Genomic DNA, 16248 nt, shown 5'->3' with positions numbered 1-16248 from the left:
TTGAGATAATTATAACATAATTTTCAATCATTCTTGATTAATTAACCTACCAGTATATATAATTAATAATGAAGGAAAAAAGGAAGGTGGGTTTTTATGAAAAAGCACCCGTTACATATGTTAGGGAGGCTTGTAGCAGGAAAAAATACGCAATGGATCACTTTATCGGTATGGGTTCTTATTACAGTATTACTTTCATTTACGTTACCACAAGTAAACAGTACGAAAGAACCGAATCCAAAAAATTTACCTGAAACAGCTATGTCACAGCAAGCGGAAGCGCTTATGAAAAAAGAGTTTCCGAATAATGCAGGGAATCCGTTGTTAGTAGTATGGTATAGAGATGGTGGATTACAGTCACAGGATTATAAACTCATACAAGACGTTTATAAAGAGTTAAAAGCTAGTCCTTTAAAAGAACAATCAACGTTACCGCCATTTGATACAATTCCAGAGCAAGTATTATCAAAAAGTGCATCAAAAGATGGTACATCATTTGTTACACCGGTATTCTTTAATAAATCTGCTGGTACGGATATATTAAAAGGAAATCTTGAAGAGTTTAGAAAAATAGTGAATAGTAAGGTGGATGAAGATCCATTTAAACAAAAAATAAGTGAATCTGGTTTACATGTTCGATTATCTGGACCTGTAGGTATTCAAACGGATGCAGTTAGTTTATTTAGTCAAGCAGATGTGAAATTGTTAGTGGCTACTGTATTATTAGTCTTGGTCCTATTAATTTTGCTTTACCGTTCGCCAATTTTAGCAATTTTACCTATACTTGTTGTTGGCTTTGCATATGGTATCATTAGTCCTACACTCGGTTTTTTAGCTGATCATGGATGGATTAAAGTAGATGCCCAAGCAATATCAATTATGACAGTATTATTGTTTGGTGCTGGAACGGACTATTGTCTATTTTTAATTTCGAGATATAGAGAGTACTTGTTAGAAGAAGAAAGTAAATATAAAGCATTACAACTTGCGATTAAAGCTTCTGGCGGTGCAATAATAATGAGTGCGTTAACTGTTGTACTTGGATTAGGGACATTATTACTTGCTCATTATGGTGCCTTTCATCGATTTGCAGTACCATTTAGTGTTGCTGTATTTATAATGGGAATCGCGGCTTTAACGATTTTACCAGCACTATTATTAATTTTCGGTAGGATTGCATTTTTCCCGTTTATACCGAGAACAACTTCAATGAATGAGGAGTTTGCAAGAAAGAAAAAGAGGGCTGTAAAAGTTGAAAAATCAAAAGGCTCCTTTAGTAAAAAACTTGGAGATGTAGTAGTACGAAGACCTTGGACAATAATTATGCTAACTGTGTTTGTATTAGGTGGATTGGCTTCGTTCGTACCACGTATTCAATACACATATGACTTATTAGAATCGTTTCCAAAGGATATGCCTTCTCGCGAAGGGTTTACGTTAATTAGTGATCATTTCTCGGCTGGTGAACTAGCACCAGTAAAAGTGGTTGTTGATACGAAAGGAAAAGAGCTTCCTATTAAACAAGAACTAGAGAAATTTTCTTTCGTAAATACAGTGAAAGAGCCAAAAGAGGGAAAAGAAAATAAGCAAATACAAATGTATGAAGTTTCTTTAGCGGAAAATCCATACTCAATTGAAGCGTTAGATCAAATTCCTAAATTGAAAAGTAATGTAGAAAAAGTATTAAAAGATGCTGTGATTAGTAATGCTGAAGAGCAATTGTGGATTGGTGGAGAAACAGCTTCATTATATGATACAAAGCAAATTACTGAACGTGATGAATCAGTAATTATTCCAGTAATGATTAGCATTATCGCTTTACTATTACTTGTCTACTTACGATCGGTTGTTGCGATGGTTTATTTAATTGTAACTGTCGTTTTATCATTCTTCTCAGCGTTAGGAGCAGGATGGATATTGCTTCATTACGGTATGGGAGCGCCGGCCATTCAAGGTGCGATACCGTTGTACGCATTCGTATTTTTAGTTGCTTTAGGTGAAGATTATAATATCTTTATGGTTTCAGAAATATGGAAAAACAGAAAGACACAAAATCACTTGGATGCAGTAAAAAATGGTGTAATACAAACAGGTAGTGTTATTACATCGGCAGGTTTAATTTTAGCAGGAACTTTTGCAGTGTTAGGTACACTTCCAATTCAAGTATTAGTTCAATTTGGTATTGTAACTGCAATTGGCGTATTACTAGATACGTTTATCGTAAGACCGTTACTTGTACCCGCAATTACAGTTGTGTTAGGCCGATTTGCTTTTTGGCCAGGTAAACTTTCAAGAAAGAGTGAAGAAATACAAAAGGTGGATGCATAGTGAAAAAAGCCAAGGGTATTTTCCTTGGCTTTTTTCAATGTAGTTAATTAATTTTTTGAAGTCAAATCATCAGCTGCAGCGTGATCAGCATCTTCAATTGTTGTTTCGGGCATTCCGTATAAGCCGTTCATTGCTTGTTCTTCAATAGTAAGGTTTGCAGTATTATTATTTTGAATAGATGTAGTATTTTCAGTAACATTTTCCTTTTTATTCATATTTTTGTTATTCATGTATGTATCCTCCAAATTTCATTTGATTTATCTATAGTATGTGGATGGATTTCAAGAAATATGTGAATTGATTCTTACATATGTTATATAATTAAATAAATAATTAGGGTGAAATGTAAACTGTTAGGAGTGAACAATTATGGTGAAAGCAAGGGAAATAGCCTTCTAAAATAAAAAGAAAATTTTAGGAGGCTATTAGAATGAAGTTTCATGTAATTGATAGAGAAGATTGGAATAGAGAGCAGTATTTTGAGCATTATTTAAAGTTGAAATGTACATTTAGTATGACTGTTAATGTTGATATCACGATGTTATTAGAGGAAGTATATCAAAAGGGAATAAAATTTTATCCCGTTTTTATATATTTAATTTCTAGAGTAGTAAATAATCATAAAAAATTTCGAACATGTTTTAACGATGAAGGAGTTTTAGGCTATTGGGAGGAAATGATACCGAGTTATACAATCTTTCATAAAGATGATAAGTCTTTTTCAAGTATATGGACGGATTATTCAAGTGATTTCCGCACTTTCTATAAAAATTATGAAGACGATATGAGATGCTATGCTAGTGTTCATGGTCTTTTCACGAAAGAAAATATTCCTCCTAATGTATTTCCGATTTCTAGCATACCTTGGACTAGTTTTACTGGATTTAATCTTAATATTAATAATGATGAAAATTTTCTATTGCCAATTATAACTTGTGGGAAATATTTTAACGAAGGAAATAAGGTTATGCTACCAGTTTCATTGCAAGTACATCATTCGGTTTGTGATGGATATGATGCGAGTAAATTTATAGAAGATTTACAGCAGTTAAGTAATACTTGCAATGAGTGGCTTAAGTAATATCTAATTTTTAATTATATAAAGTGAAACTTTAATCAGTGGGGGGGTTCAGCCCTCACCAATCGGGATTTTACGGGCAATTGATCCCCCACCTAACTTCTTTGCTTTCGCTGAATTTTGAGGTGGGGGTCTTACTGCCCGGCAAATAGCGGAATAAAATTGAAAATGAATAAAAGAAGAGACCATGTTGATATTACATGGTCTCTTCTTTTATTCATTAATACTAAGTAATTGTGGAAAATATAGGGTGATTTGTAGTTTAATAGTAAAGAGAGTGATTAGTATTAATTTTCTTTGTTTTTAAAATTTTAAGCATGTAAATGTTTAACAGGGGGGGGATAAAGTGAAATTCGTAAGCATTGAAAAAGATGAAATCTTAATTGGGGATATGGCAAAATTGTATTGTAAAGTATTTGAGAAAATAAATTTCAATGAAATAATCGAGCGAATGAATAGGCATATAGAATATACAGGTTTTAAAGGTATAGTAGCAATAAATGATGAAAATGAAGTAGTTGGCTTTACTTATGGTTATCGCTCAATCGAGGGACAGTACTATAATCAATTAATGAGAGAAGCGTTACATCTAGAGCAAGTAGACGAATGGTTACAAGATTGTTTTGAATTTGTAGAGTTAGCAGTCCACCCACAATATCAAAATGAAGGTCTTGGAACGAAATTACATAATGAATTACTAGAAGGGATTCCAAATAGAACAAGTGTTTTAATAACACAAATAAACAATGAAAAAGCACGTTCGTTATATGAAAGATTAGATTGGATAAATATATTGGAGCCATTTCATCCAAGTACAAATGATGTTCCATATGTAATAATGGGAAAAGCATTAAAAACAAAAGTGAATTGATAATTATGGCATTCACAAAAATGGTTGGTTTGTAATAATGAAGGGGAAAACGAAAATGACGAGAATATCTATAGAAAAAGCTACAATTTTAGATGCTGAGAAATTAACAGAAATAATGAAAAGAACATTTGATGCAGAAGCAAAACAATGGCTATACGGCCAAGATGATGTCATTGATTATAACATTCAACCGCCAGGGTATTCTTCAGTTGAAATGATGGAATATTCCATTGAAGAATTGGATTCTTTCAAAGTTGTAATGGATAAAGAAATAATTGGAGGGATAATAGTTACGATTTCTGGTAAGTCGTACGGTCGAATTGATCGTATTTTTGTAGATCCTGTTTATCAAGGAAAAGGAATTGGATCACATGTTATGAAATTAATAGAAAAGGAATATCCAAACATAAAGATTTGGGATCTCGAAACATCTAGTAGACAAATTAATAATCATCACTTTTATAAAAAGATGGGCTACCAAATGATTTTTGAATCGGAAGATGAGTATTGTTACGTGAAAAGAATAAAAACAAGCTCAAACAAAGAGAGTGTAGTTACAAATAAAGATATGAAAAATAGTCAATACGAAAACTGTAATTTAGCAAATACAGAGTATTATCAAGTGAATTTAAAAAACAGTTCATTTGTTGGTAGCAATATAATGAATATGAATATGAGTAATTGTAATGTAAGTCAATCAAAGTTTAGAAATATAAATTTTAGATGGTCATCATATGCAGATTTAAATCTTTCTGGCAGTAAATTTAATTTGGTGACTTTAGGTGGAGTGCAATTTAAAAATACAAGTCTCGGAGATGAGAAGGAACCTATTGTATTCGATAAATGTGATTTGGAAGGTAGCACTATAAGTAATAGTAATCTGAAAAATATTGAAATAGAAAATTGTGATATAGTCGGCATGAAACTAAATGGTATTCCAATTGAAAATTTTCTTGATTTATATAACAAGGTGAAAAGTTAACCAAATCCATTTATGTCGTTAATCTTTTTGAAAATTAAGTGTCATATCAAAATAATTATGTAAAAATGACATAAAGAAATACGAGTGAGAAGGTCATTCATACACGTTTCTAGAATACACACAAACAAATATATTGTTATTTATACGGAGGAGAGAAAGATGGGGATCAACGTTAGAGCAGTAGAAATACAAGATGCTAGAGCAATTCATCGTATATGTATACAGGATGACGTTTTACCGTATATGGTTTTCTTACCTAGCATGCGTGTAGAAGCTATGGAAAATAGAATTCGAAATTTAGCACCAAATCAATTTGAATTTGTTGCAGAATATGATGGAGAAGTTGTTGGATTTGTAGGTTTAACACAAAGTCCGGGCCGAAGATCTCATTCAGGCGATTTATTCATTGGGGTAGACAGTGAATATCATAATAAAGGAATTGGGAAAGCACTTCTTATGAAGATGCTTGATCTGGCTGATAATTGGTTAATGTTAGAGAGAGTAGAACTAGGTGTGTTAGAAACGAATCCAAAAGCAAAAGCTTTATATGAAAAATTTGGATTTGTAGAAGAGGGAGTAAAGATAGGGAATTTGAAAGCTCACGGAAAGTTTATTAATGAAATTATGATGAGTCGTTTTAGACCGAATGGTTTAATTGTACATAATTAATAGTTAAAAGCATGACAGTATACTGTCATGCTTTTTCATTAGAATTTGGCTGTAATAAAAATAATACTAAACCAATAAAAATAACAGTAATTCCTAGTCCTTGTTGTAAAGAAATAGTCTCATGTAATATAAAGTACGCTAGCATACAAGTGCCAATTGTTTCACCTAAAATACTCATTGAAATTACAGTAGCACTCATCCATTTTAATAACCAATTAAAAATGGTTTGTCCTAAAATTGTAGCAATGAAAGCTAATCCAATAAAGCACAACCAAGTTTGTGTAGAGTAATGGATGAAAGATTCTTGTTGCATGAAAGCAAATATGCTAAGAAAGCCAGCACTACTTCCATAACTAATTACCGAATAGGGTATAAGTGACAAATCTTTACGAACGTGTTGGCTAATGAAAAAATAAGCAGTAATGATACCGGCAGCGATAAATGCTAAAATATCTCCATATAAAGCTTCTCCACTAATTTTGAAATCTTGCCAGCCAATGATGATACTACCTGAAATAGCGATGAGGCAACCAATAACCGCTCCTTTCGTAAATCTCTCCTTAAATAAAAAATAACCACCAATCATTGAGAACAAAGGTTGTAACGTTACGATAACTGTAGAGCTTGCTACAGAAGTATATTGTAATGATTCAAACCATAGTACATAATGTGCAGCTAAAAATAGCCCAGATGTGAATCCGAATGTCCATTGTTTTTTCGTTAAAGTTTTTAGCTCATTTCGACTATTTTTATTAAATAGTAATAACGGTAACAGGATCAGTGTGGCAAAGAATAATCGGTAAAAAGCAATGATTGTCGCAGGAGCATCTGCCAATTTTACAAAAATTGCTGAAGTTGATAAGGCGAATACACCAAAAAATAAGATGAAATATGAAAGAATAGGTGATTTCAAAGTTTGTCCCTCCGATAGAATGTTTATTATAATAAACTTAATGCGATATAATGTACAAAAGTAAGTATATAAGTCCCGGAGATAATAGGAAAGGATTATTTGCCTTTGTTTAGTATGTCAGCACAAAGACAATGAAATATGCATTATGATGGACGAAAGGAAGTTTTACTATGATACATGATAGGCTTGGACAAACAGTATTAAGTTATCGTAAGAAAAATAATATGACAATTCGTGAATTCGCTGATTATGCAGGGATTAGTACATCACTAATTAGCCAAATTGAAAGAGGACATGCTAATCCTTCTTTAAATGTTTTGGAGTTAATTGCAAAAGCATTAAATGTACCGCTATTTACACTTTTTATTAATGATATCGATACAGATTCGCTCATTTCTAAGAAAAAAGATCGAAAAAAAGTATATCGGGAAAACAATGATCATATTGTATATGATGTATTAACACCTGATTTTATGAAAGCACGTATTGAAATGTTAATGATGGATTTAAATAAACAAGCAAACACAACAGAAAGTCATTATTCCCATGAAGATAAGGAAGAGATTGCTGTTATTATGAAAGGGGAAGTGTACGTAGAATTGGAGGGAAAAGAATATTTTTTAGAAGAAGGCGATGTTGTACGTATTCCACCAAATGTGAAGCATCGATTTTTGAATAAAAGTGATGAATCGAATCACATTTTATTTGTACTGACACCATCTTTAGGATGAAAATATAGTGATTTTAACTAGAGGAGAAAGAAAATGGAAAACAAAAGTATTTTAAAAGGCGGCCTTTCAATTATTTCTCAATGTAAAAAAGAAACAAATGATATTTGGCATGCGCATTTTGGAGCAGCTGCAATTGCTAGTTATTTTTTTATGAAAGATAATAATATTGATGAAGAAACAGCTCGTAATATGTATTCGCAAACAAGGATGATGCTGAACAAGAAAAAAATTGGTGAGATGATTGATGATAAAAAAGAAATAGATTTTAAAATTGCGGAAAATATGATTATAAAATCTTTAGAACAAACGATTGATGAGCTTCATTGGGTGGGGCATAACGTCATTTATGCGTCATTAAGTTTATTAGCTATGAAAGAGCTACAAAAATGGGGTGATAATCAAGCAATTGAAGGGATTACTACTCTTATTTTATCATTTCGAAAAACAATTCCAGGTAGATCGTGGATTGGTTATACGACGAAAGAAGTAAAACAATTAAGTTTTGAAGAGGAGATACAAAGTGAATTGAGTAATCCAACACAAGTATCTCAGTTCATTTTAAATGAGTTATCGAAATTTAATAGTATTTATCGAGCGGAATCACATCATGATTTAATTGGGCATTTGCTTACATACTCCCACGCAATTAATATAATGTACGATTTAGGACATATAGATATATTTCAACGAGGGATACGTCCGCTGTTAAAACTAGTATACGTACTAAGAGCTAGCCAAAAGCTCAAGCTGAATACGGAAATAACTTTACACTCACCTATAGATCGATTACCTTTAATTCAATCTAAACGTGCAAATATTTTACCAACTGAAAATATATTTTGGATAAAAGACTATAGTGAATTCGATTGGGATTTTGGTCATGTATTTAAATTCTCATATAGTTATTTTAATCATATACAGAGAGCTCCAAATTATAAAGATATCACATTAGAAAAATTCCGTTATGTTATTCATTCTTAATGAACGTTAATGATCTGTAAAAGGATGTTTAATCTAGTTTCTTTTTTTGTTAGTAGTATATTATTTTTTCAAATATGTAAGATTTTACATGTGTATTTTACTTTTACTAATTATGTAAGTAGGCTATACTGAAATACATACATTTTATTTTTGGAGAGATGTAAAACGACATGGAACTAGCGAAATTGGAAAAAGTAATTGAAATAAAAAAAGAAGAACTTTTATATTTAGTATCGGATTATGGAATTCAACATGAAAAAGTATTGGCATTGAGTCAAGAACTAGACAAATTAATCAATTACTTTATGTTTTTAAAATAAAGAGAACTATGACGGGGTTTGTAAATGTTATAGTTCTTTTTTATTAGGTAATTTGAAAATATATTCAAATATATTGTCTAATTTCTTACAGAATGCGCAACTTGCTAGTCGAATATAAGGACTTTTGGTTATAATAAAAAGGAATTATTAATTGTATCGGTTAGGAGCGCAGCACATATGAAAACAGTTGTTGTTATCGGTGGAGGTATAACGGGACTTTCTACTATGTTTTATTTAGAAAAATTAAAAAAGGATTATAATATCGATTTAAATTTAATTCTTATTGAGAAAGAAGAGTATTTAGGTGGTAAAATCCATAGTGTGGAAGAAAAGGATTTCATTATGGAGTCAGGAGCGGATTCAATCGTTGCTCGTAATGAATATGTTATGCCACTTGTAAAAGATTTAAATTTAGAAGATGAAATGGTATATAATGAAACGGGTATTTCTTACATATATTCTGAAAACATGTTACATCCGATTCCTTCTGATACTATATTTGGGATACCGATGAGCGCCCAGTCTTTGTTTAGCAGTACGCTAGTCTCAACGAAAGGGAAAATCGTAGCTTTAAAAGATTTCATAACGAAAAATAAAGAGTTTACGAAAGATACATCACTTGCTCTATTTTTAGAAAGTTTCTTAGGGAAAGAGTTAGTGGAAAGACAAATTGCTCCTGTACTTTCAGGCGTATATTCTGGTAAATTGAATGAGCTTACAATGGCATCTACATTACCGTATTTACTGGATTATAAAAATAAGTATGGAAGTATTATTAAAGGTTTTGAAGAGAATAAAAAACAATTTCAATCAGCAGGAAATAAAAAATTCGTATCATTTAAAGGTGGACTATCTACGATAATTAATCGCTTAGAAGAAGTGCTCACTGAAACTGTCGTAAAAAAAGGTGCTATAACGACGGCTGTAAGTAAACAAGAAGATCGATATGAGATTTCTTTTGTAAATCATGAAACAATACAAGCTGATTATGTTGTTTTAGCAGCTCCGCATGATATAGCACAAACTTTATTACAGTCTAATGAGTTAAATGAGCAGTTTAATACATTTAAAAACTCATCTCTTATAAGTATTTACTTAGGATTTGACATACTAGATGAACAACTACCAGCTGACGGCACAGGGTTTATTGTAACGGAAAACAGTGATTTACATTGTGATGCTTGTACATGGACAAGTCGAAAGTGGAAACATACATCGGGTAAACAAAAATTATTAGTAAGAATGTTTTATAAGAGCACCAATCCGGTATATGAAACAATCAAAAATTATAGTGAAGAAGAATTAGTACGAGTAGCTTTATATGATATTGAAAAGAGTCTCGGAATTAAAGGTGAACCAGAAGTAGTCGAAGTTACAAATTGGAAAGATTTAATGCCGAAATATCATTTAGAACATAATCAAGCGGTTCAAGCATTGCAAGAAAAAATGACGAATCTTTATCCAAATATATATTTAGCTGGTGCCTCATATTATGGTGTCGGAATTGGTGCGTGTATTGGAAATGGAAAGAATATAGCCAATGAAATAATGGCTACATTAAATGAATAATACTGTAGAATAAATAAAAACTGTTCCTTCAGCAAAATGGAGGAACAGTTTTTATTTATTTTATTTGAATGGAAATTGTATTGTTTTTTACATTGTTTTCTTTTAATGTTAATGTTATTTCTCCAGACTCTTTAAATGAATACGGTGATAGTTGATAAATATCTTTTATATCATGTTTTTCTTGTAATTTATTTACCGGTATTGATATGATATTTGGCTTCCATGTTTCTTGTTTTCCTGAAGGATATTCTATAAGTATTACCGGATTTTTTAACTGTATTGTTTTCCAAGAGACAAAATATAGTTGTACTTCTGTATCTTTTTTTAATAATTCTTCGGAGAAATAACCGAATTCGCCTACATTACCGAAAACAGTATAGTTTTGATTTTTTAATTTAATATCTAAATAACTAGGTTGATATGTTACCGCATGATAAGTTCCATATGAAAGTGAGAGTATGGCAGCGATTAAAATACCGATTGAAAATGTCCTAAAGCTATTACCTTTAAAGCTAGTCATCATGAATGAGTTTGGTGTGAATTTTTTTGCGAATAAAAAAATAAGTAATATGAGTAAGAGGGATAAGCCGATGAATATATACATAGATTTTTACACCTCCATAGCGCAAAATGGATTAACTATATTTTACCATAAATGTATGGGTTAGGGTGGTTGTTTAGAAGGAAAAAATGAAAGAACAAATTCTTTACAGTTCTTGATAATTTAAAATTTGATTTATGAAAATTATAGTGTCATGTTTGAGTCGCAATCAGAAGGTATCCAATTCGTGTATATAGAATAAAGAGGGAATGCGCCATTAGAAATGTTTGACTTATGGAACAATAAGGACTTTACTAATTATACATATTTTTTCTGATATAATGAATGAGTAGAGAGAAAGGAGTGATCCTATGGCATTTCCTATATTAGAAACAGAACGCTTACGTTTAGTTGAAATAGAACAATCTTATTGTCAAAAAATATATGAAATCTTTTCATTGGATGAAGTGACGTGTTATTACGGTATGAATTCTTTTACGGAGTTTGGACAAGCTTCACGTATGATCGAATCTTTTTCAAAAAATTACTTTGAGAAAAAGGCAATACGATGGGGAATTGTGTTAAAAGAAACGAACGTTTTAATAGGAACAATTGGACTAAACAATTTACAATTATGGAGTAAACGATCTGAGATTGGATATGATCTGCATCCTCGCTATTGGGGAAATGGTTATGCTTCAGAAGCAGCTGGAGAAATTATTAATTATGGATTTAAAGATTTAGGTTTGTTTAGAATTGGAGCTATTACATATCCTGAAAATGTTACTTCTTGTAGAATGTTATCTAAAATTGGCTTCCAAAAGGAAGGGCTATTGCGCGGATATATTCATCAAGGAAATAAGCAACACGATGCATTATTGTATTCTATAGTGCGAACTGATGTTGAGGACATAAATTTATAATAAAAAAAACCTCTTAATTAAAAGAGGTTTTTTTTATTATAAATTAACCTAATTTAGGTAATAAACGTTCTCCGCTTTTCATGCTACTTTTACATAAAGGGCATTTAGGCTCTTCTTCAAATGAAAAGTTCTTTCTCATCCATCCTAAACAATCCTCTGATTCACATTCCCAAACAGGGGTTTGTTCTGGTGGTACTTCTGCTACATCGTTCTTTCGATTGCGATACATGTAACCACTCCTTTTATGTAAAAAATTTTAGTTATATATTAAAAAGGTTGTTAACCTTGCTGGTAACAACCTTTTTATTGTTTGAATTATAGCTTTACAACGTTTTTAGCTTGAGGTCCGCGGTTACCTTCTTCAACTTCAAAGCTAACTTCTTGACCTTCGTCAAGAGACTTGAAGCCGTCGCCAGTGATAGCTGAGAAGTGAACGAATACATCGTTACCGTCTGCAACTTCGATGAAACCGAAACCTTTTTCGCTGTTAAACCATTTTACTTTACCTGTTAATGTCATGGTAATGCCTCCTAAAAGTAGAAAAATTACAATATGATCGGCCTTATTTGAATGAAAATAAAATTTCACATATTATCAAAAACCCATAAGGAGTACAAACTGTCCCTGATTGATACTTGATAATATGCAAAGAAAATATAGTGTTAAATTGACCTTAATTACTATCTTACAACAAATGGTGGGAAATAGCAAGTGCTGGTAATACCACTGAGTAATCTGGGTGATAATAGTAAAGGCACAAAGGAACCTCTTTTATTTATATATTATTCCTAATTGGGATTTATGCAAAATCATGTAAGAAAAACTTAGAGTAAATATTAATAATATATTTTTCGTGGTAAAATATGGTTGGTTACTGTTGGTAGTTAAATATTATAAAAGGAGAAAAGAAAGTGAAAAATAATTCATTTATAATAATTGAAGCAGCAAAAGCAGGGAGAAAAAAGGTCCATCCAGTCTTTGCTGTAATATTAGCCATTATATTTTTGACTTTAGGCGAACTTTTTATGTTATTTATGTTATTTTTACCGAAAGCTGAAACGATATTCATGAAAGGTATTTATGACAATGTTAGAATGGTGTTAACGTTTGGCGGAGCTATATTTATTTTATTTATATGGGTTCGTTTTGTAGAAAAAAGACCCTTTTCATCCATTGGCTTTTGGAAAGAGAAATGGATGAGAAAGTATTTAAAAGGTGCGTTAATAGGGTTTTTATTTATTTCAACGCCAGTTATTCTACTATTATTAATGGGGAGTGTGAAATTGCAAGTACAACATATTACCTCAACAGTGATAGTAGGAATAGTAGGATCTCTAGTTGCATTTTTAATACAAGGGGCAACGGAAGAAATTATTGTACGAGGTTGGTTATTCCCGGTTCTTTCTGTTAGAAGTCGTATATGGGTTGGAATAATTGTAACTTCATTTTTATTTGGATTTCTTCATCTACTTAATCCAGGAATTACAATATTATCTATATCGAATATAATATTAGTGGGTGTTTTCGCAGCTTTATATGTATTGAAAGAAGACGGTCTGTGGGGAATATGTGCATGGCACTCAATTTGGAACTGGGCTCAATATAATGTATATGGTTTTGCAGTTAGTGGCACAACTGTATATTCTACTCCAATTTTTAAGTCTATAACAAATGGACCAGAAACATTGCATGGAGGCACGTTCGGAATTGAAGGTAGTATCATTACAACAATCATGCTCACTGTCGCTTCAATTGTTTTATGGAGAAAGTTATGGGGAAGAAAAGCGAAACAACGAAATTTTAGTTAATGAAAGAGGGAGAAACTATGGGGATAATAGCATTTGAGGGAGCAAGCGCTGTTGGTAAAAGTACCACGTGCCGTGAATTAGAAAAGAATTATGGTGCTTATATAATACCTGAAGTGAATTCTTTATTTGAAAGACCAAAAAATGAACATAGAACATGGTATTTTGAAAAACAAGTTGAGCGCTGGAATATAGCTGTTCAGAAGTCAAAGCAATATGAATTAGTAATACTCGATGGCGATATATATCAGCCACTTAGTTATAATTGGTGTTTTCATTTTGATATATTTAATCAGCCATTATCTTTAATAGAAAATTTTTATAAAGAAAAGATGATAAATAGGGAAATTGGTTTTCCAGATCAATATTTTTATTTATATACGAACGATGAAGAACTTAGAAAACGGAAAGTATCTGATGAAACGAAAAGAAGGAGAAACTTTGAAAAACATTTACATATATCAAAATCGTTTCAGCGTTATTATGAAAATTTAAATACTGTTACAGATGGGTATTGTAAATTAATTGAGGCAAAAAGTGTAAGAAATAATGAATTAGAAATAGTGAGAAACTCACAAAATTTGAACGTGTGTGAAGAAAGACGTTTTGATGTTTCGAAGTTAGATGCTATTACGAAGTGGTTAAAAGAAAATCGTGCATAAAGTAAAAACAACGAGTGTTGTAGAACGCGCTCGTTGTTTTTTTGTTTCTTTATAAATATAAAGGAAAAATTTGTAGAATATTTTCATTATTTAACAGAATAATCTTTCAATTTTAAAGAAAAAGAAATACAATATGAGGAAGTATATATAAATAATATGATAGGGGATGGGATGCGATATTTTGAATGAAGTAACAGTTTTTATATAAGAAATAATTAGGTAGTCAGAACGGAGATATTTGGGAGGAAACAAGCGAGATGAAAACATTTTTGAAAATAATAGGTGTTATAGCTGGTATGGCGGTAATTGGAGTAGGTTTAACATATGGTATGCTGCATTATTTAAATAATAGTAAACCAGCTGCGAAAAAGGCATCACCAGCTGCTCCAGCAGTAGAAGTATTAGCTGATAGTAACGTAAAAGCAGAAGATGCAAAGCTTTTAGAAAATGGAAATTATTCATTGCCGAATAGTGGTTTTAATAAAAATTTTAAATGGACAGATGAGAACATACAGACAGCATTACATGAAATGGCACATCAAAAAGCGAAAGCTGATCAAAAGTGGGGCTATATTTTTATTACACAAGAGCGGATTGAAAGCTTAATTGATATTGTAAAGAGTAATGATCTTGTACAGGGAAGTACATATGTAGAAATTTTAGAACGATGGAAACAAGGAAAATATGAAAAGGTTGATGGGGATCACAATAAGATTTGGAAATTACAAAGTGGGAATTTAGGAGAAGGAAAAGGAGTAATGTCGCAAGCTGAGCAAAAAGAATTAATTAATCAAGTGTTTATGAACAAAGGTACATATTCAGGTAGTAAATTAATTGCAGGTGGGGAACAGACTAATAAATAGTATACTAATTAATGAAAGAGAGTAATTGCTTATTAGGCAATTACTCTTTTTCTATGTACGTCTTAATATTTTAGTCTCGTTCAAGTAAGGAAAGGAACGATTGTAATACCGGGGAAATCCATCTAGATTTATGATAGATTACATAACTTTGAATAACTGTTGGAGTTTCGATAGGTTGAAAACATAGTTGTCCTTTTTGGCAACTTTCTTGTACAACGATATAAGGAAGAATTGAAATGCCTAACTCACACATAACGGATTGTTTAATGACTTCAACATTGGAAGTTTCAAATGTTTTAGCTGGAATATTTCCACTTTGACATAAAAAACGATCTACCATTGGCCTATAGCCGCAGCTTTGTTCTGTAAAAATGAACTGGGTGTCCTGTAATAACTGGAATGGATTTGTATGCGCAGAGGAATAAGCTGGTAAAATCCATCCAAATGTTTCATTACTAAAAGTACGCGTAATAAAATCATTATGTTCTATACTTTCTCCAATTATGAAGACAACGTCTGTTTCTCCTTCACGTAATTTTTGTAATGCTTGTTCATTTGTGTTTGTTTCAAGTACGATATTTACTTTCGGATTTTTCTGTTTGTAAGTACGTAATAATTGTGGTAATCGGTATACCGCTAATGATTCATTAGATGTAATACTTAATGTACCTTCTAAATAATCTGTATTTTGGGGGATTTCTCGCGCTTTTTCATATATTGAAAGTAATTCTAATGCATAAGGATGAAATTGATGACCTGCTTTTGTAAGTAGCACTTTTTTCCCTAACCGATCGAAAAGAGGAATATGTAAATCGTTCTCTAAAGCTTTCATATGTGCTGTAACAGTAGATTGCGCATAACCTAGCGCATGCGCAGCCTTAGAAAAATTACCATACTTCACAATGGCGCAAAATGTTTTAACATGTCTCATTTCCATAAGCAATCCCTCTTTTATTATCATGATTTTTGAATGATTATATCATGTATTTTAATTTTCCAAATGATTAAATTC

The 16248-nt window shown here is 31.6% G+C and carries 19 protein-coding genes; 13 read left to right on the top strand and 6 right to left on the bottom strand.

The window, feature by feature from the left end; translation table 11 throughout:
- The first annotated feature begins 96 nt into the window (after positions 1-96).
- Positions 97-2328, top strand: a complete 2232-nt coding sequence (locus ACK1U5_RS06845; RefSeq protein ID WP_113710712.1) for an MMPL family transporter — start codon at positions 97-99, stop codon at positions 2326-2328.
- Between the two features lie 47 nt (positions 2329-2375).
- On the opposite strand, the gene ACK1U5_RS06840 is transcribed toward ACK1U5_RS06845, so the two are convergent.
- Positions 2376-2558 carry a DUF4021 domain-containing protein gene (locus ACK1U5_RS06840; RefSeq protein ID WP_001060657.1) on the bottom strand — a complete coding sequence of 61 codons (183 nt, stop codon included), beginning with the start codon at positions 2556-2558 and terminating at the stop codon, positions 2376-2378.
- A gap of 200 nt (positions 2559-2758) precedes the next feature.
- Between ACK1U5_RS06840 and catA the strand changes: the two genes are divergently transcribed.
- From catA to ACK1U5_RS06820, 4 genes are all read left to right on the top strand, one after another.
- The gene (gene catA / locus ACK1U5_RS06835; RefSeq protein WP_069605122.1) at positions 2759-3409 is read left to right on the top strand and encodes a type A chloramphenicol O-acetyltransferase; all 651 of its coding nucleotides are present in this window, start codon (positions 2759-2761) and stop codon (positions 3407-3409) included.
- Positions 3410-3752: 343 nt separating this feature from the next.
- Positions 3753-4277: a GNAT family N-acetyltransferase gene (locus tag ACK1U5_RS06830; RefSeq protein ID WP_069605123.1), complete on the top strand. Its 525-nt coding sequence runs from the start codon at positions 3753-3755 to the stop codon at positions 4275-4277.
- 37 nt (positions 4278-4314) lie between these two features.
- Entirely contained in the window at positions 4315-5259 is a 945-nt protein-coding gene (locus ACK1U5_RS06825; RefSeq protein ID WP_113710711.1) for a GNAT family N-acetyltransferase, read from the top strand.
- Positions 5260-5418: 159 nt separating this feature from the next.
- On the top strand, positions 5419-5928 hold the full coding sequence (locus ACK1U5_RS06820) for a GNAT family N-acetyltransferase (protein WP_000512616.1): 510 nt from the start codon (positions 5419-5421) through the stop codon (positions 5926-5928).
- 25 nt (positions 5929-5953) lie between these two features.
- On the opposite strand, the gene ACK1U5_RS06815 is transcribed toward ACK1U5_RS06820, so the two are convergent.
- Positions 5954-6841, bottom strand: coding sequence for a DMT family transporter (locus ACK1U5_RS06815; protein WP_000841812.1), 888 nt, complete (start codon positions 6839-6841; stop codon positions 5954-5956).
- 170 nt (positions 6842-7011) lie between these two features.
- Here ACK1U5_RS06815 and ACK1U5_RS06810 point away from each other — a divergent pair, with 170 nt between their 5' ends.
- The 4 genes from ACK1U5_RS06810 to ACK1U5_RS06795 all read left to right on the top strand — a co-directional run bounded on the left by ACK1U5_RS06810 (position 7012) and on the right by ACK1U5_RS06795 (position 10442).
- Complete coding sequence (locus ACK1U5_RS06810; protein WP_000581029.1) at positions 7012-7572, top strand: helix-turn-helix domain-containing protein; 561 nt, start codon at positions 7012-7014, stop codon at positions 7570-7572.
- A gap of 33 nt (positions 7573-7605) precedes the next feature.
- On the top strand, positions 7606-8553 hold the full coding sequence (locus tag ACK1U5_RS06805) for a hypothetical protein (protein WP_000428899.1): 948 nt from the start codon (positions 7606-7608) through the stop codon (positions 8551-8553).
- A gap of 170 nt (positions 8554-8723) precedes the next feature.
- The gene (locus tag ACK1U5_RS06800; protein WP_000417698.1) at positions 8724-8873 is read left to right on the top strand and encodes an aspartyl-phosphate phosphatase Spo0E family protein; all 150 of its coding nucleotides are present in this window, start codon (positions 8724-8726) and stop codon (positions 8871-8873) included.
- Positions 8874-9050: 177 nt separating this feature from the next.
- A complete protein-coding gene (locus tag ACK1U5_RS06795; protein ID WP_000860361.1) occupies positions 9051-10442 on the top strand; it encodes a protoporphyrinogen oxidase in 1392 nt (463 codons plus the stop codon).
- 55 nt (positions 10443-10497) lie between these two features.
- Here ACK1U5_RS06795 and ACK1U5_RS06790 read toward each other — a convergent pair whose 3' ends face one another.
- Positions 10498-11046, bottom strand: a complete 549-nt coding sequence (locus ACK1U5_RS06790) for a hypothetical protein (protein ID WP_000275249.1) — start codon at positions 11044-11046, stop codon at positions 10498-10500.
- A 308-nt stretch (positions 11047-11354) separates the two neighbouring features.
- On the opposite strand from ACK1U5_RS06790, the gene ACK1U5_RS06785 reads away from it, so the two are divergent.
- The gene (locus ACK1U5_RS06785; protein WP_000885392.1) at positions 11355-11906 is read left to right on the top strand and encodes a GNAT family N-acetyltransferase; all 552 of its coding nucleotides are present in this window, start codon (positions 11355-11357) and stop codon (positions 11904-11906) included.
- Positions 11907-11949: 43 nt separating this feature from the next.
- Here the strand turns inward: ACK1U5_RS06785 and ACK1U5_RS06780 are convergent, their stop codons facing one another.
- Together ACK1U5_RS06780 and cspD are read right to left on the bottom strand one after the other, a co-directional pair.
- On the bottom strand, positions 11950-12135 hold the full coding sequence (locus tag ACK1U5_RS06780; protein WP_000286203.1) for a cold-shock protein: 186 nt from the start codon (positions 12133-12135) through the stop codon (positions 11950-11952).
- Between the two features lie 86 nt (positions 12136-12221).
- Positions 12222-12425, bottom strand: a complete 204-nt coding sequence (gene cspD / locus ACK1U5_RS06775) for a cold-shock protein CspD (RefSeq protein WP_000176366.1) — start codon at positions 12423-12425, stop codon at positions 12222-12224.
- A 392-nt stretch (positions 12426-12817) separates the two neighbouring features.
- Between cspD and ACK1U5_RS06770 the strand changes: the two genes are divergently transcribed.
- The 3 genes from ACK1U5_RS06770 (at position 12818) to ACK1U5_RS06760 (ending at position 15236) form a co-directional block, all read left to right on the top strand.
- Positions 12818-13714 (top strand): CPBP family intramembrane glutamic endopeptidase, encoded by an 897-nt coding sequence (locus ACK1U5_RS06770; protein WP_000794817.1) that lies wholly within the window; start codon positions 12818-12820, stop codon positions 13712-13714.
- Positions 13714-14373 (top strand): AAA family ATPase, encoded by a 660-nt coding sequence (locus ACK1U5_RS06765; protein WP_002005064.1) that lies wholly within the window; start codon positions 13714-13716, stop codon positions 14371-14373. Before ACK1U5_RS06770 ends, ACK1U5_RS06765 begins: the two co-directional genes overlap by 1 nt.
- Before the next feature lie 257 nt (positions 14374-14630).
- A complete protein-coding gene (locus tag ACK1U5_RS06760) occupies positions 14631-15236 on the top strand; it encodes a PRK06770 family protein (RefSeq protein ID WP_000846983.1) in 606 nt (201 codons plus the stop codon).
- A gap of 70 nt (positions 15237-15306) precedes the next feature.
- Here ACK1U5_RS06760 and ACK1U5_RS06755 read toward each other — a convergent pair whose 3' ends face one another.
- Positions 15307-16173 carry a LysR family transcriptional regulator gene (locus tag ACK1U5_RS06755; RefSeq protein WP_000425905.1) on the bottom strand — a complete coding sequence of 289 codons (867 nt, stop codon included), beginning with the start codon at positions 16171-16173 and terminating at the stop codon, positions 15307-15309.
- Positions 16174-16248: the final 75 nt, after the last annotated feature.

The sequence above is a fragment of the Bacillus sp. XB1 genome, from assembly GCF_053557995.1.
Note: the sequence above shows the minus strand (reverse complement) of the source record. Positions and strands in the feature narration are given on the sequence as shown.